Source organism: Candidatus Cloacimonas sp. (genome assembly GCA_039680785.1).
GTDB lineage: Bacteria > Cloacimonadota > Cloacimonadia > Cloacimonadales > Cloacimonadaceae > Cloacimonas.
In genome coordinates, this window is the sequence record JBDKSF010000010.1 from 1 (window position 1) to 24,005 (window position 24,005).

16 protein-coding genes are annotated in these 24,005 nt (G+C 38.9%); 2 read left to right on the forward strand and 14 right to left on the reverse strand.

Annotation, left to right across the window (positions count from 1 at the left end):
- Nucleotides 1-652 precede the first annotated feature (652 nt).
- From ABFC98_00395 to ABFC98_00425, 7 genes are read right to left on the reverse strand one after another with little or no spacing between them, the layout of a single operon-like run.
- Nucleotides 653-3,373 carry a hypothetical protein gene (locus ABFC98_00395; protein ID MEN6444487.1) on the reverse strand — a complete coding sequence of 907 codons (2,721 nt, stop codon included), beginning with the start codon at nucleotides 3,371-3,373 and terminating at the stop codon, nucleotides 653-655.
- Nucleotides 3,373-4,575 (reverse strand): tetratricopeptide repeat protein, encoded by a 1,203-nt coding sequence (locus ABFC98_00400; GenBank protein ID MEN6444488.1) that lies wholly within the window; start codon nucleotides 4,573-4,575, stop codon nucleotides 3,373-3,375. The genes ABFC98_00395 and ABFC98_00400 overlap by 1 nt, the downstream gene beginning before the upstream one ends.
- A 4-nt stretch (nucleotides 4,576-4,579) precedes the next feature.
- Nucleotides 4,580-5,182: a tetratricopeptide repeat protein gene (locus tag ABFC98_00405; GenBank protein ID MEN6444489.1), complete on the reverse strand. Its 603-nt coding sequence runs from the start codon at nucleotides 5,180-5,182 to the stop codon at nucleotides 4,580-4,582.
- A 19-nt stretch (nucleotides 5,183-5,201) separates the two neighbouring features.
- On the reverse strand, nucleotides 5,202-7,388 hold the full coding sequence (locus ABFC98_00410; GenBank protein MEN6444490.1) for an urea transporter: 2,187 nt from the start codon (nucleotides 7,386-7,388) through the stop codon (nucleotides 5,202-5,204).
- Nucleotides 7,385-8,734: an alanine racemase gene (locus ABFC98_00415; GenBank protein MEN6444491.1), complete on the reverse strand. Its 1,350-nt coding sequence runs from the start codon at nucleotides 8,732-8,734 to the stop codon at nucleotides 7,385-7,387. Before ABFC98_00415 ends, ABFC98_00410 begins: the two co-directional genes overlap by 4 nt.
- Nucleotides 8,731-9,816 (reverse strand): ATP-grasp domain-containing protein, encoded by a 1,086-nt coding sequence (locus ABFC98_00420; GenBank protein MEN6444492.1) that lies wholly within the window; start codon nucleotides 9,814-9,816, stop codon nucleotides 8,731-8,733. The genes ABFC98_00415 and ABFC98_00420 overlap by 4 nt, the downstream gene beginning before the upstream one ends.
- Nucleotides 9,817-9,821: 5 nt before the next feature.
- Nucleotides 9,822-10,070 (reverse strand): PqqD family protein, encoded by a 249-nt coding sequence (locus ABFC98_00425; protein ID MEN6444493.1) that lies wholly within the window; start codon nucleotides 10,068-10,070, stop codon nucleotides 9,822-9,824.
- Between the two features lie 304 nt (nucleotides 10,071-10,374).
- Here ABFC98_00425 and ABFC98_00430 point away from each other — a divergent pair, with 304 nt between their 5' ends.
- Nucleotides 10,375-11,916, forward strand: coding sequence for a YifB family Mg chelatase-like AAA ATPase (locus ABFC98_00430; GenBank protein ID MEN6444494.1), 1,542 nt, complete (start codon nucleotides 10,375-10,377; stop codon nucleotides 11,914-11,916).
- 122 nt (nucleotides 11,917-12,038) lie between these two features.
- Nucleotides 12,039-14,252 (forward strand): FG-GAP-like repeat-containing protein, encoded by a 2,214-nt coding sequence (locus ABFC98_00435; GenBank protein MEN6444495.1) that lies wholly within the window; start codon nucleotides 12,039-12,041, stop codon nucleotides 14,250-14,252.
- A gap of 1,979 nt (nucleotides 14,253-16,231) precedes the next feature.
- Here ABFC98_00435 and ABFC98_00440 read toward each other — a convergent pair.
- From ABFC98_00440 to ABFC98_00470, 7 genes are read right to left on the reverse strand one after another with little or no spacing between them, the layout of a single operon-like run.
- On the reverse strand, nucleotides 16,232-17,155 hold the full coding sequence (locus tag ABFC98_00440; GenBank protein ID MEN6444496.1) for a DMT family transporter: 924 nt from the start codon (nucleotides 17,153-17,155) through the stop codon (nucleotides 16,232-16,234).
- Nucleotides 17,155-17,754 (reverse strand): molybdopterin-dependent oxidoreductase, encoded by a 600-nt coding sequence (locus tag ABFC98_00445; protein ID MEN6444497.1) that lies wholly within the window; start codon nucleotides 17,752-17,754, stop codon nucleotides 17,155-17,157. Before ABFC98_00445 ends, ABFC98_00440 begins: the two co-directional genes overlap by 1 nt.
- Before the next feature lies 1 nt (nucleotide 17,755).
- Entirely contained in the window at nucleotides 17,756-19,288 is a 1,533-nt protein-coding gene (locus ABFC98_00450; GenBank protein MEN6444498.1) for an NAD(P)H-hydrate dehydratase, read from the reverse strand.
- Entirely contained in the window at nucleotides 19,288-20,841 is a 1,554-nt protein-coding gene (locus tag ABFC98_00455) for a HAMP domain-containing sensor histidine kinase (GenBank protein MEN6444499.1), read from the reverse strand. The genes ABFC98_00450 and ABFC98_00455 overlap by 1 nt, the downstream gene beginning before the upstream one ends.
- On the reverse strand, nucleotides 20,786-21,553 hold the full coding sequence (gene mazG, locus ABFC98_00460) for a nucleoside triphosphate pyrophosphohydrolase (protein MEN6444500.1): 768 nt from the start codon (nucleotides 21,551-21,553) through the stop codon (nucleotides 20,786-20,788). Before mazG ends, ABFC98_00455 begins: the two co-directional genes overlap by 56 nt.
- The gene (locus ABFC98_00465) at nucleotides 21,540-22,841 is read right to left on the reverse strand and encodes an O-antigen ligase family protein (protein MEN6444501.1); all 1,302 of its coding nucleotides are present in this window, start codon (nucleotides 22,839-22,841) and stop codon (nucleotides 21,540-21,542) included. The genes mazG and ABFC98_00465 overlap by 14 nt, the downstream gene beginning before the upstream one ends.
- Entirely contained in the window at nucleotides 22,817-24,004 is a 1,188-nt protein-coding gene (locus tag ABFC98_00470) for a Wzz/FepE/Etk N-terminal domain-containing protein (protein MEN6444502.1), read from the reverse strand. Before ABFC98_00470 ends, ABFC98_00465 begins: the two co-directional genes overlap by 25 nt.
- Between the last annotated feature and the right edge of the window lies 1 nt (nucleotide 24,005).

The window sequence follows — 24,005 nt, forward strand, 5'->3', positions numbered from 1 at the left end:
TTGTTTAAGGGTGTTCAGGAACCCGGAAATCATTCCATCGTTTGGAACGGAACCGATAATAACGGCAATTCTGTTTCCAGTGGTGTTTACTATTACAAAATGCAATCCGGAACCTATAGCAGCACCAGAAAAATGATAATGATGAAATAGGTTAACGGGTTAACAGGTTAACGGGTTAACGGGTTAACGGGTTAACGGGTGAACGGGTGAACTGGTTAACAGGTTAACGGGTTAACGGGTTAACAGGTGAATAGGTTAACGGGTTAACAGGTTAATGGGTGAACGGGTGATTAAAGACCCCTGAGCCGAATTGGCTTGGGGGTCTTTTTTAGCCAAAGCTTTGCCAGAGCCATTAATCTCTCGTCTAACATCCCTTAATCAAGCGTTAATAATTAACGCTTGATTAAGGAGTGATAAACGCTTGATTGACGCTTTGAAGTAAGTGCGAAGAGTGAAGATTGCATCCGATATGTAGTTAGCTAAACAAATGCGAAACTTGGGCTAAGAAAATGCGAAACTTGGACTAAGAAAATGCGAAACTTGGGCTAAGAAAATGCGAAACTTGGGCTATGCCTATTCTTTTATATCCGGGTTCATCCGTTATAATTAGTGTCCTATTGTTTTATCTGTGTAACTTATGAGAGTTTATGCATTATATTCCTGAAATATAAAATATCCCAGGATTAGGCACCGTGCAAATTAAACAATTACCTACCACAATATATTCATTAGCATAATTAGAGCTGAAAGCATTCACTTGATTAAGTTCTGTTTCATTGCCATCTTGATCCCGATAAAATAAATGTGCCGTATCCAATATAGTAACATCAGGAACAGGAATATAGATATAAGGTTCTTGCGTCGCTCCGATAATATTATAAAAATCAGGATTGAGGGCTGTTCCCGTAGAATTAGTGATATTAAATTGGTAAGCAGAGATAAGATTGGCAACTCCAAGAACAGAATCCAGTTTTGTTAAAAAAAGATTGGAACCAAGCGGAACTCCGTTGTCTATAAAAAAAGCAGGCAAAACCAATTGTGCTTGATAGAGAGAAATTATGGCATCCCGATTAGAATTATCCAAAGAAAATGTAACATTGGCATGGGGATTGTTATCTACAAAAGAAGCATAAGAACCACTATTAGTTAATGCGATGCCATTAAAGCCATTATCAAGATAAAAGTGCCAGGGATCAAAAGTTGCACTTTCCGTATAAGCATACAAACGGTAATAGGGTTCGGTTTTTTCATAAAAGAGCAAATTCTGCCCTTTGGCAGTTCTGCGGAAAAAGAGCACCGGTTGAAACAGAGCAAAATTGTCCTCAGAATCAGAACTGATTGCATAAGTGGCAGAATGGGAACTTAAATTGTATTGATTGGCAAGAATTTGATAAGGATCAGCCAGAGAATTAGTGAGATTAAAACTAAAATTAACATTGGCATCTTGAGGTGCATTGCCATAAGTATATAAAATGAGGTCTGCAAAGGAAAAAGTCATCGTGGAATAGGTTCTGAGATTAAAGGGATGGGAATAATTGATTTTGCTGTTAATTATCCTCCCCGGAAAATCTGGATAGATATTCAGCCAGCCGTTTTGGACAGTAAAATTAACTGAGCCAAGTAAATAGTGTTTTAAGCGAGGAAAAGGAAGGGTGGAAAAAAGCAAGAAATTCTCCTGAGGCGTAGCTACAGGCAACGAAAGATAAAAACCGGTTGGTAAAGTAGTTTGCACTTCTGTATTTTTATAAAAATAAAACTCGGCAAGAGAAACAGAGGAACTTAAATTGAAAGGTTCTCCTTGCAACCAAGGATGATTAGGAATAGCTGGTTTCAGATTTAAATTCAAATTATCGTAGTCATTTTTTGTAGTATTCCACCAACTAATAATGGCATTTTCCGTTTGTAGGTATTGACGATTTTTACAATAATTTACAGTAAGCTGAGAAGTAGGCAAAGTAAGGCAACCAAAAAGATAAGTGGCAGAAGCAGCAATGCTGGAATAGAGATAAGAGCCAATTTGCACAAAGTGATTGGCATCGTAACTATCTGCTGGCTTTTTAAAAGTGATTATATCCTGAAGATTATTTCTCTCTATACAAAACAGACGATTGTGCACATCTGAAGGCAGATGGGTGAAAAAACCAAATTCAATCCATTTGCTGTCTGGAAGAGTGGATAACAGCTCAGAGGCATAATAAAATTCCATTGTAAACGCTTGAAGGGAAGAATTGAAAGAATAGGGATTATTATTAAAATAATCAGCCAGTAAATAAGAAAGATCAGGATTTATATTCACTTTCAGCGTAGTTGAGGGTAAAGATAGGGAGCGCAAATCAAACCAGACCTGTTGTAAAAAAACATAATTGACGCTACCATCCAAAGGAATAGTTACATCTTGTTGATTTTCCAGGGGAGTAAGCAGAAAATATTTACCACTGCCTTTTAAGAAACTGTATAAACCATTGGAATCTATCCACCAATTAGAATTTCCTGAAGGAGGATCATTTTCAGACCAGCCATAAACAGAATTTTCAGAAAGATATATCCACTGTCTGCCCCAAAAACCCTTGCCGGAATTCAAAATTCTTATATAAGCAAGTTCATTGCCGGGGGACCTTTCGGTTTGCAAATCAATGATAGGATAAGATATAGCCGCATCAGGAAAATAGGAAGCCAACTGCGACTGTTCATTTGAGTTCAATTGGTTTTTTATGCGTATAGTTATTTCTCCCGCTGAAGAGGTGAAAGAGGAAGGAAAATTAACGGCAACTTGCACTCCCGCACTATTTAGCAGTAATGCATAAAAATTATCCCCGCTATGATGTTGTAAAGCAGGATTTGCTTCTGTGGGAATAGAAAATAGAGCATATTCACCAGTTGTGGACACAGGAAAATGAGCTCTGTCTTTACGGTAAAAAATTGGCTGAATTGAGTCCGCCTGCAGATAATAATTGAGATAAACCAGATAAAAAGGGTCTGAACTTGGTTTTACTTCAGTGTATATTTCTGCCATATTGATGGAAGCAATGAGGTTAATTATGTTTCCGGAGCGTAAAACACTAAATTGATAGGTATTACTTTGTTCTGCAGCGTTATTTTGAAAACCTAAGGAATCGCGCAGAGCAAATGTTTTCACTTTGCGAAAAACAATTTCGTCTCCCAAGTGAATTAGTTCTTCAGCTATGGATTCTTTATGCAGCAATAAATAGGAATCGTCATTTTCGGATTTAATAAGATAATCAGAAAAAATCCTGATAGCGTTTCCCGTTTGATAATCCGCTGCAGAAATATCGGGAGGTAAAAGTAAATTCTCCCGTAGGTTACAAGAAGAAAGCAAAACAATTAACAACCAGAAAAAAAGGATACGACGCATTAATAAATACCTGCAAGCGAAAAAAAGATACGGTCCTCGCTCTCCCAATTTTGATAATAGCCATATAAATAGTAATGCTGGAAAAGTTCCTTGCCTAAGGAAATGCCATAATGGGAACCGTTTTGATTGAAAGTGTCGGTAATTACTCCGGAATTATCTATCATCCAAGTATCATTTCCAAAACCACAATATAAACCCAGCTTAAAATTGCCGGGCAAAAAATGGGAGAGAGAAAACTGTTGAGCAAAATGAACACTATCCGCGGAGGAAGGTTCATTATCCATAAACACACTGTGCAAAGCATAGGCAAAAGAAAAATCACGCCAGTAAACTTGGGGCTGGAAACTAAGCTGCTGAACATTAAAACGAGGGTAATGACTGAAAGAAACAAAAAGTTCCGGATGCAGAGCAATTGTCCCCGGGTACAATTTTGGACATAATTTTGCTCCTAATTGCCAGGCAGGATAGACGCGCTCATCTTTTCCGGAAAGATGGCTACCATTTATTCCTGCTTCCAAAGGAGTAAATTGGTAAGTAAAATCTGCTCTAAAGAGGTCTCGGAAATAGGCATTATCCAATTGAAAATATTCATAATTAAGCTTTAACTTAGCGGATTTATATTGGGCTGACTGCGTTAAACCATAGGCAGTTTTGTTTTTCCCCGGAACTTTATAATAGACAGTGCTATTAAAAGAGGGCTTAAAAGCAGGAATAGGTCTGTGGCTAAGGAAAGCTGCCCGGGAAAAATATGTCTGGGCTTTCGGAAAATTATCCAAAGCAAGATAAGCGTAAGCTAAACCTTCACACGAAACTTCATTTGCCAACGGGTTGGCAGGCATATTTTCCAATGCCTGTTTATAATAAAACCTGGCTTCGGGAAAACGGTTTTGCATAGAAAGAGCATAGGCATAATAATTATAAAGTTTCTCTGGCTCTAACAGTTTAGTTTTTGCATCAGAAAATGTTTTCAGGGCTTTGCGAAATTTGCCTTGGGCATTTAAAGACCAAAGTAAACCTTCCCAAGCGCTACTTTCTTGGGGAGATAAAATGGCTGCCTGTTGATATTGTTTTTCGGCTATTTCATAGTTTCCGGTAAGCATATTATTATAGGCAGTGTGAATAAGGTTAAAAGTCGGCGTAACAATGTCTTCTGCAAAAAGCCAGCAGGGAAGAAGCAGGAACAATAGCCAAGTGTAACGCATTCCGCTATTTAAAAATATTGGAATATTCCTTTGCCATAGCAGAATCGGGTGCATACTTTTTTAATATCTGATAATGCTTACGGGCATTTTCTATATCCTTGGCAAGGTATAAATTATTGACCAGATAGCCACGGGACTCCATATCCCAAGGAAAAATATCAATAATGCGTTGATAATAATTAGCAGTGGCTTGATAGTCCTGAAGCATATAGGTGGCATAAGCAGCTTTGCCAAGCACTAACATATTTTGCGGATATTTTTTTAAAATCTGTTCTGCTTGGTTATGAGCATCGTTCCAAAAACCCAAAGCCAATTGACAGTTCAGAATGCCAGTTTGCGCATCCAGAGAAGGAAAGAGATTGTTAGATTTTTGATAATTTTTCAGTGAATCATTGTAGCGACCAAGTAGATATTGCAACCAAGCAATGCGTAAATTGTAAAAGCTGTCATTGGGCTCGGTGGCATTTAGGTCTTCCATAATTTGAAGAGCCCGAGTGTAATTTCTGGCGGTCTCAGCATTATAAGAATCGGTTATGGATGCTTTACCCTGCCCCAGAAGAAATCCTGCCGCCAAGATAAGGAGACAGGAGAGAATAAATTGTTTCATAATATAACTCCTTGTAAAATTAAATTGTTTCGGCTTTCAATAAGGTCTGATTTCCCTTTTTCAGCTCTAAGGATGTTAATCCCTTGTATTTTTCAATGATTACTTTTCCTGTTCTGTTTTTGTATCGGATGCCTAAAATGCGGTAAGTGATATCGCTCTCAACTTCAATAAAATCGGAATTGGTCTTTATTTTACTTTGCACTGAAGCGGCAAAAAGAGGAAATAAAGGACTGAAAAACAGGACTATATGCCGTAACGCAGGACTAATAATAACTGAAAGAGCCGGTTCATCAGTTAAATAAATTTCATTCTGTTCAAGGTATGGCAAGCGAGAAATTAGCAAAGCAAAAGCGGCAAGAGCATTTTTACGATTCCCTTTTAAAGAAAGCGAATTGTATATTCCATCATAAACGCTAAAACCCAGTTCAGTATGTTTTGTAGATTTAATGGTAAAATTACCTAAAAGATCAAGCTTCACTTTCCAAAATTCAGTGCTTTGTTTTTTGCCCCGCTTTATTTGTAATTGCTGCTCGCTATGCTGTTGTAAAGCTAAAATGCTTTGTAAATGTGGTTCTGCTACTAAGGCAGAAATAGTGTCTCCCTCTTTGGGTATGCCGCTACCGATGAATTCATAGGTCTTATCTTCCTGAACAAGTTTGTAGTTAATAAGATGTGAAAGGCGGGTAGGGCTACCGGGTTCAATTCCCAATTGAACTTGAAAATGCAAATGGGGAACGGCTGAGCGTCCTGAATTTCCTAATTGAGCTATGCAATCGCCTTTTTGAACATAGTCCCCAACTTTAATTCTGATGCTACTCTGTTTAAGATGAGCATAAAAAGAGTAAAGTCCGTAACCGTGAGAAAGGCAGACATAATTGCCCCAATTATCTTTTGTATTAACCTGACCAATAGGATTATCCAGAATCCCATCAGAAATTTTTACTACATAACCTGCTGCCGATGCTAAAACAGGTTTCCCATAAGAAAAATAGTCATTCAGATTATTATTTTCATTATCGTAGTTTCTTTTTGCCTTATTCAACATCTCAAAATCCCAAGCATAAGCCCAATCCAATTTATGAGTATAAATACCATTATTGCCTTGAGTGATAGTCCACAAACCATTCAAGGGGATGGCAAATTGGGGGATGCCTAAATGACTGAACCTTTTATAGCGTTCCTGAAAGGTCTGCAAAGCCAATTCGGGATTGAAAATACCCATATCATTCATAACTGGTTTATCAACTTTCAAACGCAATCGCAAACTGAAAATTACCAGTAAAACAACTATATTGAACGGAAAAGCAAAAACTGGAACTAACAAAGGAGTATATAAACCCGTAAAAGCATTGTAATGATAATATACAACATTGAACAGCACAGTAATCAAAAAACCAATTCCAGTTGCCAATAACCCAATTAAAATAGAGCTTTTACTTGGCAAAAGATATATTCCCGCAACGGCATACATAATTAAAATAGCATTAAAACCTGAATAAAAAACTCCACTCCCTGGTTGCACTCCCATCATACGCATTAATATGAAATTGAGCGTCCAACCCAAAAGTGCTAAACCAAATCCAATCCGCGTAATAATTAGTAAAGCTAAGGAAACTAAAATGCCTGCCGTAACTTCCGGAGTGAAAAATATAGAACCCAAAGAAATAAAGAATAAACGCCAAAACTCAGGTAACTTAGGCGCCGGACTAAACAGCAGCATTTTATCAAAGGGATAATTGGATAAATACCCTTTGCGGGCAAAGTAATACCATAGTAAGATAGCTACTATGGAAAAGGATAAACTCATCGAAGGCAGACGGAATAATTGATGGAAAAGATAACTGCTAAAAAGGTATAGTAAAAGTGTAAACAAAGAGACCAACAACAGAAAACAAAGATAGTTTATGGGCGCACTGCTGATAATCTGCATTGGATAATAATACCCAACCATCATACCTGTTAAAAGAGAATTGAAAGCAGTTATTCCACTCTTTGATTCCCAGTGCTCAAATCCTAAAATGCGCACTGCCAAAATTGCTACAATTAAAGAAAATAAACCCGATAATCCAACAACTGGAGACAGTAATGTAATTGTCAGCAACATTAAACCTAAACATACAGAATCTGAAAACAAAACCGTGGCATAGCTATCCGGAATAGCTAAAAACGCAGACCCCACAGACCTGACAAAGCGTGACCAGTTCATATCTGCCGTAAATGATCCGGAATAAATTCTCGCGCAGTTATGTCCGAAAGATCTTCCCGGAAACGAATAACATCTACTTCACCAGTTTCGTTTATTAAGCAGACATTAGGACGATATTCTATAAATTGCATCCATTGAGTTACATTATAAGCACCAACAGGAGAAATAATAACTGTGTCGCCATAATAAAGATCAGGAAAAGGCATCGCACTGCGAATCATATCAATGTTCATACACAGGGGACCATAAAATACGGTGTTTTGATATGTTCCCGGAAAGGGCTTGGTAGGCAATACGCGTTGTTTATACCACCAGGCAGTAATGTTTATATTCACTCCTGCATCTAAAATTACAGCCCGCTCGCCAGTGGGAAGATTCTTTTTCCCCAGCACGCTGGCAATAAGATAACCGGCGTCATCTATTAATACTCGTCCGGTCTCCAATATTAAACGCGGCTGATGTTCTTTTACATAAACGGAAGCATTAAAAGCAGTTCCAATTGCCTCTGCATATTGTTCAAAAGAGGGTGAAGCCAATTCTCCCGGAGTGTATTGATCAATTAAAGTATTAGAAGAAGCAAAACCACCGCCCATATCTATATAATCTAATACGATACCAAAATTATCCTTAATGGTTTGAGCGAAAGTTAAGAGTTTAGTGGCAGCCCAATAATAGGCATTAGGATCTAAAATAAAAGTGCCAATATGAGTATGCAAACCCGCTAAGTGAATTTTTCCTCCCGAAACCAGACGCTGGACGGTTCTATACGCTTCACCATTTTCATAATTAAAACCGAAACGCGTCCACATCGGACTGATCCCGGTATCCATATTTACGCGAATAGCAACTTTAGGAGTGAGAGCAAGTTCTTCAGCCAGTTTTTCTATTAAATAAAGCTCCTCCAAATGGTCAATATGAATAAAAGCACCTTCCTGAATGGCTGTTTGGAGGTCCTGCTTGCGTTTGGAAGGACCGTTGAAGTAAATTTTATTGCCGGGAATGCCGTTTTTACGAGCTTTTTCATATTCCATTCTGCCAACAACTTCTGCTGCTGCTCCTTCTTGATGAAATATATTACAAATAGCAGCCAAATAATTAGTTTTATAGCTCCAAACAATTTCTACTTTGGGATAATGAATACGGATTGTTTCCAGTAACCGGCGGTAGGAATGTCTAATTTGTTTTTCGGAAAAGACAAATAATGGGGTTCCATATTTTTCCACTAAGTTCTTTACAGGCACACCATCAATATTATCCTGATGTCGAACAACAGTGGTATGGGCATATTTATTAAGATTTCCAGCGCTATTGCGTTCAATGTATGGAGCAGTATAGTTTTTTTTCATTTTATTTCCTCTTGCTTTATTTGCTTTCTTATCAATTCACCATTAACAGAAATTTCACCCAGCAGGTTGATATTACTGATAATATCTTCTGAATGACGGATAAAAAGAACTCCTGGTTTGAAAGGAGGCAATTCTTCAATTTGATTACCTAAAGCCAGTAAGACAGTTGCCGCAGGTTGATTTTGCCCACATCCTTCCGCTAAGCGAACCCAGGCAGGAAAGCGAGGATTAATTTCCAATAAATGAAAAGCTCCCTTTTTATCCTTAATAATTTCCAGTTCGCAGGGTCCTCGCCAAGAAAGTGTTTTTATCACTTTCTGCGCAAATTTCTCCAGAGCAGGATTGTTTACCACTACTCCTCCAAAACCTTTTCCCTTATCTGTTATAACCAGTTTTCGTTGTGGAACCATCCCCAGACAGTTTCCTTTGCCATCTCCTAAAATAACCACATTAAATTCGTCACCTTCAATAAGTTCTTGCAGAATAACCGGTAAGCCCCATTTTGCCTGGAGCTCCAGAAAGAACTTTTGAGCTTCCAAAATATTATTGGCTTTATATGCTTCGTAGAGATGGCCTTTAATAAACACGGGAAACTCTATGTCTTGGATGGCTTTATTGATTTCTGCAACACTATTTAAAAGGACTGTTTTAGGAACCGTAATATCTTCGGATGTAAAATACTGAAACAGCTTACTTTTATCACGCAGGTTAAATTGCTTTTCTGTGCAGATAAAAGTATGTATTCCAAGTTCTTGGAGCTCTTTTTGTAAACGAATATAAAGCGGAATTTCAGAATCCAAAGTAGGGATTATTACATCAATTTTACTTTTGGAATTGATATAACCCAAGCGAGTTAAAAATGATTCCGCACCCGTGGACGGATAAGGCATCTGATAAATCTCGTCTGCTATATCTTCCAAATAAATTCCGGATTCCATAGCATCATAAACAAAGCCAATTATTTTACCTTTAAAACCTGCAGCTCTAAGCGAACGAATTACCGGCACGCCGGGTTGGGGATTATCACCTGTCTTTAACCCAGATACAGCGATGCTAATTTGTAGATCATCTAATTGCAGCATTGCTCTTAATCCTCAATCAAACTCAAGGCCTTCAGCATTGCCATAAAATGATCTAAATCACTTTCAGCATTTTTGGGGTTTACTTCATACTCTTCGGTTAAACAGTTGATAATCTCTTCTTTAGTAACTCCCGATTGTAATTTCTGTAAGATAAAAAGGCCTGTTTCGTTTACAGTGTAGCTTATCCCATTCTCGGGGTCAAAAACAAAGCCGTTTTTATTCACGGCTAAAGTCATTAATTGTTCCGTATTCATAATTTCCTCAGCTAATATATTGGATATAATAATCAATTTATAGCATTATGCAAATCTTAAACCATTTTCAGAGAAATAAAATTGGAGAGTAAATGAGCGGAAAAAAATGTAAAAGCGATAGAATTTGATAGTTATCGTAAATCCTAACCTGTTCTTCTTCAGAATAATAAGCGTAATCTAAGAAATGTAGATTGTTTTTTGAAAGGTATACAAATCGGCACAATCTACCCAAAATAATCTTTTTCCTTGACTTGGTTACTTTCTGCTATTTTCAGGGTTTAATGTAAAATATTAAGGAAAAAATATGGTTGGAATTGCAATTTCCTATACTACCCTCGGAATAGATGCCTTTCAGATATCGGTGGAAGCGGATATTGGAGCTGGTTTTAATCCTATGAACATTGTCGGAATGGCTTCCAATGCAGTTAAAGAAAGCAAAGATAGAGTTTTAGCTGCAATTAAAAATGCTGGTTATCAAATCAGTTCTTCACACTATACTGTCAATCTTGCTCCCGCGGATTTGAAGAAAGACAGTGCCGCTTTAGATTTGCCAATTGCTTTGGCTATTTTGCAGTGTAACAAGATTTTCCATTTACCTGAATACGCCAAAATCGCGATGATAGGTGAACTCTCTTTGGATGGTTTTGTGCGTCCGGTGGCAGGTGTTTTGCCAATTGCTTTGGCTGCCAAAAAAGATGGGATTGATACTCTGATCGTGCCTTTGGAAAATGCCGAAGAGGCAGCCATCATAGAAGGAATTACAGTGATTCCTGTAACTTCTTTAAGAGAGTGTGTCAGCTGGCTGTGCAACGAAGTAAATATACAAGCCGCCAAAGTTGATCGAGACAAGATATTTCAGGTGCTGAACGATTTTCCCGTAGATATGAGCGATGTAAAAGGTCAGTTTCAAGTAAAAAGAGCTTTGGAAGTTGCCGCTGCCGGAGGTCATAATGTTTTGATGATTGGTCCTCCGGGAAGTGGCAAAACAATGTTGGCGCGCCGAGTTCCGACAATTTTACCGGAATTGAATCTGGAAGAAGCATTGGAAGCAACTAAAATTCATTCCGTAGCCGGTTATTCCAAAAATTTTAGAAATGGCATTTTAACTACCAGACCTTTTCGCTCTCCGCATCATACAATTAGTGATGTCGCTTTAATTGGAGGAGGCGCTTTTCCCAAACCGGGAGAGGTCTCTCTTTCGCATAGAGGAGTTCTGTTTTTGGATGAGCTTCCGGAATTTAAACGCGTGGTTTTGGAGGTCTTGAGGCAACCGCTTGAAGATGGTGTAGTTACAATTTCCCGCGCGGCATCCAGTTTAACTTTCCCAGCTGAATTTATGCTGATTGCCAGTATGAATCCCTGTCCGTGTGGATATTTCGGTGCCAATATTCCCAATCATCAATGCACTTGTGAATGGGGTTCCATTTTGCGTTATCGGAGTAGGGTTTCCGGTCCGCTTTTAGATAGAATTGATATCCATGTGGAAGTTCCCACCGTTAGCTATGCGGATTTGGCTTCTTTACCCACAGGTGATAAATCAGTTGATATCAGAGCCAGAGTAAATAAAGCCAGAGCAATTCAGCAAGAGCGTTTTAAGGGCTTGGGAATTTTTAATAACAGCCAGATGAATTCCCGTCAATTACGCAAATATTGTATTCTAAACGAGGAAAGCAATGCTTTATTACAAAATGCCATCGATAAAATGGGTTATTCGGCAAGGGTCTTTGATAGAATTCTAAAGGTCTCCAGAACAATAGCAGATCTGGAAGGACGCCAAGATATCCTTCCCGAAGATATTAGTGAGGCAATTCAATACCGCACCCTGGATAGAAAATATTGGAGCTGATTGAATTAGAGTTTAATAACGCTTCGGCAGAGAGATTTTGCCACTTCCATAGTTAAAATAAATGATTGACAGCAAAACAGGGAGAAAATATTATTGTGATACATACGCTTCAGGAGGAAAAAATGAAACGCTTTTATATGATTATCGGAATCCTTATTCTATCAATATGCCTTTGGGCTCAACCCTTTGAGCTGGATAATAATGTTTTTAATCCCAGTGGAGTTCCCAGTTTTTCATTCTCTCAGCCACGCTTTATGGATATAGATGGTGACGGAGATTTTGATTTTTGGTTAGGAAATACAAATCGGGCTCCGCTGTATATACAAAATAATGGAAGTGCAACCAGTCCTGCTTTTGCACCTGGGCTTGATCTTTTGTCCTCAATATCTTATCTTGCCGCAGAAGTTTCTGTCTCTGCGGATATGGATGCGGATGGAATTTTGGATTTAGTTACCGGTGGTTACACAGGTCTGCATTTGTTTTTAAATGGCGGAACTAACGCCAGCCCCATTTTTACTGAAAGCGGAGGATATTTTTCTGGATTGAATACAGTTATGAATCCTGTTCCCGATGTAGCAGATGTGGATGGCGACGGCGATTTGGATTTGGTGGTGGGTTTCAGTGAAGATGGCAGAGTGAATGTTTATTTTAATAGTGGCACAGCTGCTTCCGGACAATTTAGTGAAAGTAATTGTCTCTTGCTTGCCGATATAGGTCTGTATGCTTATCCCATTTTTTGCGATTTTGATCTGGACGGCAAACAGGATATTTTGTGCGGTCGGGATAATTATGGTTTCATTTATTTTCAAAATACCGGCACGGCTACCAATCCTGTTTGGCAAGAAAATAATACTCTTTTTGCCGGTTTGGGAATGTCCACTTACTGGAATTCACCCGATTTGGTGGATTTAAATGGCAACGGACAGTTGGATCTGGTATTTGGAACTGCCGATGGACCACTGCAGTATTACATCAACAATGGAACTGCCCAAAATCCTTCTTGGCAAGAAAATACATCCCTTTTTGGAGGTGTTTTGGATGTGGATGGAGCAAGTAATCCCGTTTTTTACGATTTTGATGGAGATGGTGATTATGACATAATTAGTGGCAGTCAAATGGGCGATATTAAATTTTATCGTAATACTGGAACTGCCTATTCACCTGCCTGGCAAGCGGATAACGCTTTTTTTGCTTCCATTGATCACTCCATATATTCTGCCGTGGCAGTTGGCGATGTAGATGCTGATGGTTTACCAGATGTAGTTGTGGGTGACTTAAATGGTGGACTTTATTATCATCACAATACAGGATTCGGATTAGCAGAACAAACCGGTGTTTTGCCTGCTGTTTCAGTTGGCGGATGGTCTTGCCCGCGTTTAGTGGATATGGATTTTGATGGCGACCTTGATTTGGTGGTTGGTAATGAAGCAGGCACTTTAGTTTATTACCGGAATAACGGAACCCCTACAAATCCGTCGTGGGAATTGGTTAGTAATTTCTTTGGCTCGATAGATGTCGGTTCCAATTGTGTTCCCACTTTTGGAGACCTGGATGCAGATGGAGATTTGGATTTAGTTGCCGGAGACCTATTTGGCGAAATTCAATGCTTCCTTCGGCAACGCCAAAACTGGCAAGAAGATACCACTCTCTTTAATGGCATTGAAACAGACCAAAATGCTACTCCAGCATTAGTGGATTTGGATCACGACGGTGATTTGGATTTGGTCTTGGGAGATTATGACGGCACTTTTAAATTTTTCCGGAATCTGATGTATTCCAATGCGGTCTTAAATCCTCCCTTGAATCCAACCGCAGAAATTAGTAATGAGATTATGGTTTTGTGGGATAATCCTACAACAGGCAGCACTTCTCCCTTTGAACATTATAATATCTATCTGGATGAAGTTCTTTGTGGCTCCACCAATGATAATTTCTGGACATTCTCCGGTTTGGAAACCAATGTAACTTATCAGGTAAGTATTACGGCACAATATATTGCGGGTGAATCAATGCCTGTTACTATGGAAGTGATCATCCTGGGAAATGAAGATCCTGTCCAGAGACCTTATACTTTAACCAATTTCCCCAATCCCTTTAATCCCAGCACGCAAATTCAATTTTCTCTGGCTAAAGCGGAAGATGTCTCTTTGACTATCCATAATATAAAAGGACAATTAGTTAAAACTTTGTATCAAGGAAAAACCGAATCTGGAACGCATACCCTTACCTGGAATGGAAATGATGAAAGCGGTAATCTTTGTGCCGGTGGGGTCTATTTCTATAAACTGCAAACTAAAGATAGTGTTTTAGTGAAGAAAATGGTGATGCTGAAATAACAAGATACCTGGGAACTGAAAAAATAATAGGTCTGGTGATTTCACGCTGATTGCGCTGATGGCGCAGATTTAGATTTTATAAACAAGGATTTTAGAAACAAGGATTTAAGGATTATAGGATTAAGAGGTTTTTTTTAGAAACCAGGAGATTAACACTGCATTGAAATATAGGAGGGTTGACGTCCTCGTCAACCACAACAAATAAACTATCAAGCTGTTATAAAAATATTGTGGGAACTATATAAACTCGGTTGTTAGGGGAACGACGAGGACATCGTTCTTTTCCTGGAATATTTTCTCACAGATTACGCTGATTTGAATTTTAGAAACAAGGATTTCAGGATTATAGGATTAAGAGGATTTAGATGTGTAGACGGAGGACGCCGTTCCTCCGCAAGAAATATCCTCTCGCAGATTACGCTGATTTGAATTTTAGAAACAAGGATTTCAGGATTATAGGATTAAGAGGATTAAATTATATAGATTATAAAAGCCCCTTGTGTGCGACACAAAAATAGCGACGGTGGCGTAAGCCCCTCGGGAAAAGATAGATACAATCGTTATTTTTTTTTGCTACCCCAAAAAAGCCCCTTGTGGGCGACACAATCATAGCGACGGTGGCGTAAGCCCCTCGGAAAAAGATAGATACAATCGTTATTTTTTTTCTACCCCAAAAAAGCCCCCAAGGGCGACACAAAAATAGCGACGGTGGCGTAAGCCCCTCGAATATTGAGAATTTGGACAAAAGTCCCAGCGGGACGACAGGATATTAACGACGGGTTTTTAACCCAGCATAGTAATAAAGGAGTGTTGACGTCCTCGTCAACCACAACAAACAAACTATCAATCTGTTATAAAAATATTGTGGGAACTATATAAACTCGGTTGTTAGGGGAAAGACGAAGATTTCGTTCTTTTCCTGGAATATTTTCTCACAGATTACGCTGATTAGATGTTTGGGGCAAGAATTTTACGATTTAGAGGATTATATTTTTTAACTGACGATTCGTCGTCTTTAAGTCAAAATCGGCCTTTTCTATGAGATTATTACTGACTTTATTCAGAGATAGGGGAAAAGAAGGAAATTATACGGAAGATCACACGCAAAACCGATTTTAACTCAAAGGACGACAGATACTAACGGAACTATTGTCTTGATCATCTTCTTTTCGAGGGGCTTACGCCACCATCGCTATGATTGTGTCGCCCACAAGGGGCTTTTTTGGGGTGGAATGATAACAAGAGAAAATGATTGTATCTATCTTTTCCCGAGGGGCTTACGCCACCATCGCTATGATTGTATCGCTCACAAGGGGCTTTTTTGGGGTGGAATGATAACAAGAGATAACGATTGTATCTTTCTTTATTCGAGGGGCTTACGCCACCATCGCTATGATTGTGTCGCCCACAAGGGGCTTTTTTGGGGTGGAAAGATAACAAGAGAAAATGATTGTATCTATCTTTTTTCGAGGGGCTTACGCCACCATCGCTATAATTGTGTCGCCCACAAGGGGCTTTTTTTGGGTGGAAAGATAACAAGAGAAAACGATTGTATCTATCTTTTTCCGAGGGGCTTACGCCACCATCGCTATAATTGTGTCGCCCACAAGGGGCTTTCCATAATCCTCTCTAATAATCACCATTTATAAAAAATAATCCTCTTAATCCTATAATCCTAAAATCCTTGTTTCGCAAAATCCAATCAGTGTAATCTGTGAGAGGATAATCCAAAGGAAGAACGATGTCTTCGTCGTTCCCTTTACAACCGAGTTATTAAGTTTCCGCTTTATTTTATAACAGCTTGATAGTTTGTTTGTTGTGGTTGACGAGGACGTCAACCCTCCTATATTTCAATGCAGTGTTAATCTCCTGGTTTCTAAAAAAATCCTCTTAATCCTAAAATCCTTGTTTCGAAAAATCAAATCTGCGTCATCAGCGTAATCTGCGTGAACTAATCCTATAATCCTTGTTTCGCAAAATCAAATCTGTGTAATCTGTGTAATCTGTGAGAGTTCTTCCTTTTTTCTTTTTTTCCAATCAGGGTATTGAGACAAAAACAGTCCCAAAACCGCTAATGCAAGTCCAATCCAGCCAGGCAAACTTAATTTATCCCCCAATATAACAAAAGCCAGGATGGCGGTAAAAACAGGAATCAGGTTAGTAAAGATATTGGATTTTGCCACTCCCAGATCTCTGATTACCCCTGTAAATAAAATAAAGGCAGTTACAGACGCAAAAATAGACATCGCGGCAATGGTTACTAAGCCCTGGGCAGAATGTTGGATACTGAAAAAGTGTTTGCCATCCACGATCAAAAAAAGAGGCAAAAAATACAGCATTCCAAAAAAATTCTGCCAAGTAACGATAGTAAGTGGACTATAACGCAAGGTTAAATTGCGAACCGATATCCCGTAAAAAACACCTGCTAACACAGCAATGAGCAAATAGAGTATCCCTTTGAAAGTAGCAGATAAATCACTGCTTCCTAAGCTCATAACTACCACGCCAGCCGTAGAAACTATCAATCCCAAAACCACACACAAGGGCAATTTCTCTTTCAAAATAAAAAAAGCGCCCACCGCAGAAATAATCGGAATCGTGGAAATAACCAAGCTACCCAAAGTAGAGGAAACGATTCTCATTCCATTTGCCTCTCCGATAAAATACATAAAGGGCTCACAAAAAGCAACCAGCATCATTTGCAAAAAGTCGTTTCTCTGCACTTTTTCTCGCTTCTGCCCAATAAGCATAACCATAAAAAGAAGGATGGAAGCCAGCAAAAGGCGTAAAAAAGTAACTTCATAGGGTAAATAGGTCTGATAGGCAATTTTGAACCAGACAAAAGTGGCAGACCAGAAGAACATAGCCAAAATGGCTTTCAAATATGTTAAAGAGGGCTTCATCAGTTAAATTTTAGAACTTCGCCTGCTGGAATGGTTTTGATTTTACCCCCGTCATTGAGGTCTCTGCAAGGTCCTGCTTCAATTTCTCCGCTATCTGTATAACCGCGGTTTTCCCAAAAGCCAGAAACATAGTAATCCATAAGTTCTATTTTAACTACACTTTTTGCTGATTTGTAGCCCCAAAGATAGGGTATGAAAGCTCTAATTGGTCCGCCATAGTCCTCAGTTAATAATTCGCCGTCAAAACTATAGGCCAGCAGGGATTTTTCTTGCCGAGCAATGTCCACTGGTATGGAAGTATCGTAAATATCACCAAAACTCCAAAAGCGAACAAATTTACAGGAATCGTTACTTTGCACTGTTTTTAATATTTCAGAAAGAGGAATCCCTTTCCAAATACCTTCCACAGACCATCTGGTAACGCTGGTTAAACGACCCTTAACTTCTCTTTGAGGTAATCCCAATAAATCAGACCAGGAAAAAATATAGGGCTTTTGGCAGCTTCCGCAGACCTCTATTTTCCAGGTCTCTCTGTTTAGCGAGCCAGGATGTCCTTCCGCCCAAAAAATGGGGGTATTTAAAGTAGTAAGTTTATGCACTTTATTCCTCTTTCTGCATAATCACAAACAAATTGTCGATAATATCCGTGGGCAGAATTGAACAAGGATGGCGTTTTGTGGCCAGATATTCAGCTGTAAAACCCATAAAGAAAGAAGCATTTATGGCTGCCTCTCCCAGTTCCATATCCTGTCCGCAAAAAGAACCAATAATTCCAGCAAGAACATCTCCACTGCCACCTGTTGCAAGTCCATCATTACCCATAGTATTGATAAACATTCTTTCCCCATCGTAGAAGATGGTAGTATCACTTTTCAAGAGAACTTTTGCCTCTGTATTTTTAACATACTTAGTAAGTTCAGAAACGGTATCTTTATAGAGAGCATCCACTTCTATTTTAGCGAGGTCACAAAATTCTCCAAAGTGAGGAGTAAGCAGGATATTAGGTTTTTTAAGATACTGTTGTAAAGATGGCTCCTTGGCAATTATGCGTAAAGCATCGGCATCCACAATCGTGGGAACTGTGGAAGTTCTTAAAATAAACTCCAACATAATATACCCATATTCACCGGTTCCTAAACCCGGTCCGATAACGATGCTATCCGCTTTTTTTAGCAGAGAAGAAAATACGCTCAAATCGGGGAGAAAAGATTCAGGTTTAGACGGAATGCCAATAAATAGTATTTCAGAAGGATTGGTATTATAGAAATAGGCATATTCTTCGCGACTGACTAAATGAACCAAACCGGCTCCCGCTCTTAAAGCAGCTTTGGCAGACATTGCCACCGAGCCCAAAAGTCCCATAGAACCGCCAATTATAAAAACCCTGCCGTAATCTGATTTATTAGCCCACACATAGCGCTTGGGAACTTGAAATGTTTCAGCATCAATATGAATGGCGGGAGAGAAAAATGCCTCATTATAACTATCCGGAATCCCAATCGGAATAGTGGCAAGATCACCGCTTTTCAATTTTCCAATATGTAACAAAGAGCCGATTTTAGGTGAATGTAAACAAAGAGTTAAGTCCGCTTCAAAAGCATCGTTCCCTTCTCCAGTCGCTCCATTTAATCCAGAAGGAATGTCTATTGCCACTTTAAAAGCAGGTGAGCTATTTGCGCTCTGAAAGATTTTCTTGAGCGAGGCAGGTAATTTGCCTTTATAGCCAGTTCCGAATACAGCATCAACAATCATACCAACATAAAAGCTTTTATCCAGAATTTCCAGTGTCTCAGAGATATTGTCTAAGCCAATCATTGGAATGTTAAGCGATTGGCAAAGTTCATAATTAAGCCGACATTCCTCTGTCATCGTGCCATCCTGAACTTTACACAAAATAACACTTTTGCCATAGTTAACTAACCACCGGGCAAGAACAAAGCCATCTCCGCTGTTGTTTCCGGTTCCATGTAAAATAATAATCACATCGTTCAAATATTCCGAACAGTTCTGCAGCAGATAATCTGCACAACCTTTGCCTGCGTTTTCCATCAGGATTCTGGCTGGTAATCCGAAACAATTGATTGTATTTTCATCCAAGGTCTTCATCTGAGAAGGTGTGAACACATAGCTCATTATTTCTCCTTATTGTTTTCCAGAACAGGAAGTTTGATTTCAAAAGTAGTGCCTTCACCCATAGTGCTTTGCAGAACTTTTATGTGACCGTTATGATATTCATCAATTATGCGCTTCGCTAAGCTAAGCCCCAAGCCCCAACCCCGGGTTTTTGTAGTAACTCCGGGTTCAAAAATGCGTTTGAACTGTCGGCGAGAAATACCTTTGCCTTCATCCCGAATATGAATATAGATCCAAGGATTTTTCCTGGTGGCGGTAATGATGATGTTCCCACCCTTTGCGCTCATCGCATCTACGCAGTTTTTAATCAAATTCTCCAATGTCCATTTAATCAATTCTTTATCCATCAGGACGATTTCGCCTTCAATTTTACTGATGTAATGAATATCTATTTTATTTCCCAGATGAGGCATTCGAGCTCTAAAGTATTCTACCGTCTCTTGAATGATCGGATGTAATTCAATCGGTTCCAGTTTTGTTACGCTGCCTACTTTCCCAAACCGAGAAGCTATATTTCTCAGATGTTCCAGATCCGCAGTCATATATTGCACGATTTGGTTAATATCTCTTTCACTGCCATCTTCAGGCGCTTCTTTCAAATAATCCAGCCATCCCATCAAAGAAGTGATCGGTGTGCCAAATTGATGAGCCGTTTCCTTAGCCAAACTTATCCACAAAGTATCTTTTTCCGTTCTGCTAAGTAAAAACAATCCATAAATGCCAAAGAAAACCACCGTTATTGCCAGAACAAGTTCCAAAATTACGATGTAGCGTATATAAGATAGCGATTTGGAATTAGAAAAATAAATATAACCCAAACTATCCGCCTCACTAAACAGAGGAATTTCTTCCATAGTTTGAATATGGTGTGCCAGTTTCTGTTGCTCATCAGTGGAAATTTCATAGTAATTAGCTGTTTCCGGAATCCCTACATTTCTCCAGAATAGCGGCTGTTTATAGTGATCGGTTACAATTATGGAACAATCTACATTCTTGATAAACTCCGCAAAAGATACCGGTTTGCTATAATAGGCATAGCCGGTTATGCTACCGTTATCCGTAAGAGGCGTCTGAATCATTGTTTTCATCATATTTTGCAGCTTTTCCCGCTTTTCTGCAGAGAGGTCTTGATAGAGTGTATCGGTTGGGACATCTACATTTTTCCAGAGCTGGGGCTGATAATTCTGATCCGTAATAATAATGGGCACAGGATTTTCCCGCATAAACTCCGTGCTGATATAATCCCAAAGGTCTTGTTTAAAATCCTGGGAAGTTGTAAATTGCAAATATTTGGAACTGATTTCAGTAATTAATTGGGCATATTGTTCCGCTTCTCTTAAATATTTATCCGTGTAAGCAATATATTGGGCAAAAATACGCGGAATGTATTCCTGCTCTTTTTTCGCCTGTTTTATTAAAAACTGGATATAAACGCCAAAGAAGATAAAGATGGCTAAACTGCCAAATATCAGGATAAAGCGAAGGCGATTGAAAAGATTAGTGTCCTTTGACTTTTTCCCACTGAGCATCGAGTTCTTCCAATCCTGCTTCATTGATATCCTTTTCGTTTTGCACATAATATTCTTCAATTTTGTTAAAACGCCGCGTAAATTTTCGGACACTTTCCTTTAACGCTGCTTCTGCATCTATATGTAACTTTCTTGCCAGATTGACCATAGTGAAAATTAGGTCTCCGATTTCTTCGCGTATTTTTGCCTTTTCCTGGCTTTCAAGCGCTTCCAAAAGTTCTTCCTTTTCTTCATCCAATTTTGCCAACACAGGATTAATGTCCTGCCAGTCAAAACCAACTGAGGCAGCTTTTTCCTGGGTTCTTTGTGCCTGAATGAGAGCTGGCAATGCTTTCGGAATGCCTTCCAATACACTTTTTCGCTCTGTTTTTTCTTTCTTTTTCAGGCGTTCCCAGTTCATTTTAACCTCATCCGCATCGTTTAATTTTAGGTCTCCAAACACATGCGGATGACGGCGAATAAGTTTTTGGATTATCTCATTCAGCACTTCATCGATAGTCCACAATCCCTCTTCTTGGGAAATTTGTGCCTGCATAACGATGTGTAACAACAGATCACCCAATTCTTCTTTCAGGGAATCATAATCCTGATCTTCAATGGTTTCCACTACTTCGTAAAGTTCTTCTATGATATTGGGAACTAAGGACTCGCGTGTCTGTTTCAAATCCCAAGGACATCCATTTTCGGGATTCCTTAGTGCTGCTATTATTTCCACCAGTTGTTCAAATTTGCTCATTTTGTTTTGGCATCCAGTTTGCCGGATGGGAAATTTCATTGATAAACGCAAAAAGAATCCAGTAATGATAATCCCAAATAATAGTGCTGGGTAAACAGGCAGTAGGGATAAACATCAACGCCACGAAGAAGTACATTTCGTAATATTTCTTCTTATCCGGATTCATTTTTATGGCTCGCCAAAGACGGTAAAGCCATATTCCATAAATATAAAGAAAGCCCAGCAAGAAAAGAAGTCCGTAATTGGACATCAGTTCCAGAAAAAAGTTATGCGAATTGGAAATTCCAGCCGTCCGATATATTCTGCCGGCAAGCATATAATGTTCAACATTCCCGGCTCCTACCCCCATAAATTTGCTCTGTGCCAAAATCCCCAGATTTTCAGGTATTAAGTTCGTGCGTATTTTTATACTGCTCATTATGAAGGATTGCGATTCCTGTCCGATACTGCCTAATTCTTCCTGTAATTTTTCCGTGGTAAAAACAATCAGGGGCTTGGCAAAAATCCCCAAACCAATTACTAATAGTGCTATTACCAATAAGCCGATTCTTCTCATTGGGCGAGTATAAAGAAAAAAGAAAGAGAAGAGCAACATAGCCAACATAGAAATAATGGCAATTCTGGCTCCTTCAACAATAGTAATGCTTAGTGTTATTAAAGCACAAAGGAAGGAAATAAACCTTAAACAATTATTGTGTTTTAGCTCTGGAACAAATAAAATGAACGGAAGCAACAAATTGTTTACGGCAGCCAGATGGTTGGGTCCGTAAAAAGGTCCGGTTGGGATAAAAGAGGCACTGTTATACAAGATGGATTGAGGTAAATGCTTCCAAGTGATAATTTCCCAAAGAGCGATGCTTAGATAAGACAGAACTAAAAAATACCAGAACCAATGAGCATTTTTTTTGATGCTGTTGTTTCTACTGAAAACGCTAATCACAATAAATAAAAGGGCTTTCTTGAGAATCGCTTCTGAATACGACAAAGATATCTGTTTATCAACAGACCAGTTATAGCTCAACAGTGAATATGCCGATAATGCCAACAAATACATCACCGGCACATAGTTTACTTGGTTAATGATTACCACTTCTTTATCTATGAGGGCATAAATGACACACACACCTAAAACGAACATAAAGTAGTATTTATTTACTACCACAGCTATAGGAAAGTATTCCAGCAGGATAGATATACCCACCAGCAATGCTACCAGATAATCTAACCTAATTTTGTTATAGGATAATTTTAGCACCGCTGAATTCAGGATTGCTTCCTCTTTCCGCATAAAGCTGCCTTGATAGCCATTATTTTTTCTTTGTTTTCTCCCTGCCAGCTCTCTAAAATTAAAGCCAAAATACAGGATAAGATAAAGGCGGCTACAGTGCTAAGTACCACTGTCAATGCTCTTTTGGGTTTAGACCTTATACCGGCAATTTGAGGGGCATCATAGACCTCAAAAGTAGGCAGGTCTTTCACTTCTTCCAGTTTGGCAAGTTCGTATTGAGGATAAAGATTTTCCAGAATTTTCTGCTCTATTTCCACATTTAGCATCATTTGAGCATACTGCATAGATAAATCGGGAATTTTATCTATTTGCACTACATATTCAGGCGTTAAGTCACTTCCGCTTTTTTCCAAGCTCTGCATTTTCTTTTTCAGTAATTTCATCTTTTCTGCCAGAGACAATACAATGGGAGAATTGGCATCGTATTGGGTTTGGGCCAGCGAATAATCAATTTCCGCTTGCATATATTCCGCCACTACATCACTATAGAGTTTGATTAAAGCTTCCGTTTGCTGGGTTATGTCTATGGACCGATTTTTCTTTTGAAAATCTCGCATCTGGCTTGCCAATGTCTCAATTGTCTGCTTATGTTCGGAGACCTGTTTTTCCAAAAATTCCCTTTTTTGTCTGCCTTTAGTCATTTTGCTATTGAGGATATATTTATTCAGGGAATCCAGATGATACTGAACTATTTGTTTGGAGAGTTCCCTATCTTTGGTTTCGGCTATAATATTCACCAAGTATGTCTGTTGGTCAAAAAACAGTTTCATTGTATTTTCGCTCAGTTTTCTCACTGCCAATTCCATTGCCATCAGGGAATCCGGTTCTTTAATTTTGTAATATGTAATTAAATGAAATTTCCGGATTACTTCTTCGCGAAATTTACGGCTTTGCATAATATAGAGAAAATTAACCGCCATATCACTTTTGTCTGTCTGCAGAAATCCTCCCCCCAATATATCCATAACATCACCGCTGAAAGAACTTATCCCTCCGGATTCAGCAATAGGCATAAGCGTAGCTTTGGATTGCCAATATTTGGGAACAACAAGTGAATATATGATAGCTGCCACAGCTACGATAAAGCATATAGTTATTACCAGAAATTTGCGTTTGGCTATCACTAAAATGATGTCCAGCAAGCCCAATTCATTTTTATTCATT